This is a genomic window from Streptomyces sp. S3(2020) (genome assembly GCF_013044505.1).
GTDB lineage: Bacteria > Actinomycetota > Actinomycetes > Streptomycetales > Streptomycetaceae > Streptomyces.
In genome coordinates, this window is the sequence record NZ_JABERD010000467.1 from 1 (window position 1) to 2,260 (window position 2,260).

Here is a 2,260-nt window from a genome sequence, read left to right on the forward strand (position 1 = left end):
CCTCCGCAAAGATCGTGGTGGCCGGCGGCTTCGCGCGCGGCCAGCCCCCGTTCCCGTCCCCGTCGCCGTCCCGCGCCGGAGTGTGGGACGTACGCGACCGGCGGCGCAACCCGCACTTCACCGGCCGTGAGGCCGTCATCGGCGAGGTCCGCGGCAAACTCCTCGCCGAGCGCCAGGCCGCGGTCCAGGCCCTGCGGGGCACGGGCGGAATCGGCAAGACGCTGGTGGCGCTGGAGTACGCCTACCGGTACGCCGACGAGTACGACCTCGTCTGGTGGGTCGACGCCGAGCAGGGGGAACAGGTCGTCACCCGCTACGCCGAGCTCGCGGAGCGGGTGGGGGTGGCGAAGCCGGAGGCGGGCGTCGAGTTCAACGCGCGGTACGCCATGGAGTACCTGCGCACCCGGGACCGCTGGCTGATCATCCTCGACAACGCGGAAGATCCTGAGCAGCTGCGGAGCTGGTTGCCGGAGGGTGGCGGGCATGTGCTGATCACCGCCCGCAATCCGGCGTGGAGCGGGATCGTGCCGGGGCTGTCGTTGGGGGTGTTCCGTCGGGAGGAGGCGGTCGCGTACCTACGGCGCCAGCTACCGGACCTGGGCGAGGGCCAGGCCGATGCGCTGGCCGAGGCCCTCGGTGACCTGCCGCTCGCGCTGGCGCAGGCGGCGGGGGTGATGCGGGGTGGGATTCCGGCGGATCGGTATCTGGAGGTGCTCGGGACGAACACGGCGCAGCTTCTGGGGCGCAGCGACCTGCCGGACTATCCGGCGTCGTTGGCCGCCACGGTCACGATCGCGGCGGAGCGTCTGGAGGCCGACCATCCGGGGGCGGTCGCGGTGCTGCGGCTCGCGGCGTTTCTGGGGCCCGAGCCGATTCCCACGTCGTGGCTGGTCACGGCACGCGGGTCACTGGCGAGTGTGCCGGAGGACGCGGAGGACATCTTCTGGCCGGAGAGCGCGCTGGCACCTCTTGGACGGTATGGGCTGGCGGTGGTGGGGCCGGATGTGTTTCAGGTGCATCGGCTGACGCAGGCGGTGGTACGTCAGTCCGTCGACGCCGTTCAGGATGATGTCGTGGCTCTGCTGACCGCGGTCGATCCCGGCGACCCCGAGTTGCCCGCTACTTGGCCGCACTGGGCGGCCCTCGTCCCGCATCTGACAGCGACGCTGCCGACCCTGAGCGCCCGCCCCCGACTTCGCCCCACTCTGCTGGGTGCCGCCCGCTACCTCGTCCGCAGCGCCCAGCCCCATGCGGCCCGCAGCCTCGCCGGGACGCTGCACGAAGCGTGGTCCGTCTCCCTCGGCAAGGACGACCCCAGCACCCTGCGGGCGGCTCACATGGTGACCTGGGCCCTGGACGGGCTAGGTGCGCACGCGGAAGCCCTGCCGCTCGTCAAGGACATCCTGGAGCGGCGACGGAGGGTGCTGGGCGAGAACGACGCTGACACATTGAGCTCGGCCCACGACCTTGCCATCACCCTGGGCAACCTGGGGCACTTCCAGGAGTCGTACGCCTTGCATCAGGATGTCCACGACCGGCGTCGAGCCGCTCTTGGGGAAGTCCATCCGGACATGCTCCGCGCCACTTTCGCCCTGGCCGCCGCGCTGGATGACATCGGTGAATCCGAGAGCGCGCGCACGGCCCTCGCCGAGGTTCTGGAGCTACAGCGACGCTCGCTCGGCGAAGACCATCCCGACACCCTCGATACTGCGCATTACCTCAGCTGCACGCTGCGCCAGCTCGGGTGGTTGCCTGAAGCCCACCGCCTCGTCTCCGAGGTCCTGGAGCGACGACGGATGGTGCTCGGGGAGGACCACCCAAGCGCTCTCCGCAGCGGCCACGACCTGGCCCTCACGCTGAGTCACCTTGGCAGGAACGACGAGGCTCACAGCATGCTGACCGTCGTCCTGGAACGGCAGCGGCACACCCTGGGCGACAACCACCACGACGCCCTCAATACGGCCGACAGTCTCGGCGGTGTGCTCTCCCACATGGGGCGGCAGGCCGAGGCCGAGCAACTCCTGAGAGACACAAGGGCGCGTGTGCAGAAGTTCCTGGGACAGGACCACCGGCTCTACTCAGCCGTCACACGCAGACTGGCCGACGCCCTCGAAGCCCGGGGCCGGAAATTCGAAGCCCAAAAGCTCAGGGCGTCCCTCCACCGCAAAGGAACCTCGAAAAAGCGCACCCCCTGACCCCCTCACGGATGCATCCGCGCCCCCTTCACCACCTTGTCCACCCCAGTCCGCGCCCCATACAC

Annotated in this window: 1 protein-coding gene; it reads left to right on the forward strand. The window is 70.0% G+C overall.

The features are described from left to right. Positions 1–2,195: FxSxx-COOH system tetratricopeptide repeat protein (gene fxsT, locus HLK59_RS49595; protein ID WP_171148266.1), on the forward strand; the 2,195-nt coding region annotated here is incomplete at its 5' end. Between the last annotated feature and the right edge of the window lie 65 nt (positions 2,196–2,260).